Origin of the sequence: Shewanella sp. AC34-MNA-CIBAN-0136 (genome assembly GCF_040309945.1) — a bacterium.
In the GTDB taxonomy this organism is placed as follows: domain Bacteria; phylum Pseudomonadota; class Gammaproteobacteria; order Enterobacterales; family Shewanellaceae; genus Shewanella.
Map to the genome: position 1 here is coordinate 1 of NZ_JBEOPJ010000113.1, position 230 is coordinate 230.

Sequence of the window (230 nt, forward strand, 5' to 3'; positions counted from 1 at the left end):
GTTCTCTGAAATGCTAGAAAACTTAAAAGTCGATGTCGTCGGTATTTTAAGTAAAGTGCAAGTTCGCGCTGAAGAAGATGTTGAAAAAGTAGAAGAGCAACACCGTAAAAGTGAAAATGCCCCTCGCGAATATCAACATGAAGAAGCAGAGCATGTAGGTGGTGAAGCCCCACAAAGCGCTCAGGTTATGGCGCGTAGCGAGCCAAAAGTGGGTCGTAACGATCCATGTC

The 230-nt window shown here is 45.2% G+C and carries 1 protein-coding gene; it reads left to right on the top strand.

The annotated features are described in order from the left end of the window. Positions 1-230, top strand: a 230-nt coding sequence (locus AAEY94_RS20865; RefSeq protein WP_350979960.1) for a hypothetical protein, incomplete at both ends; no start/stop codon positions are given.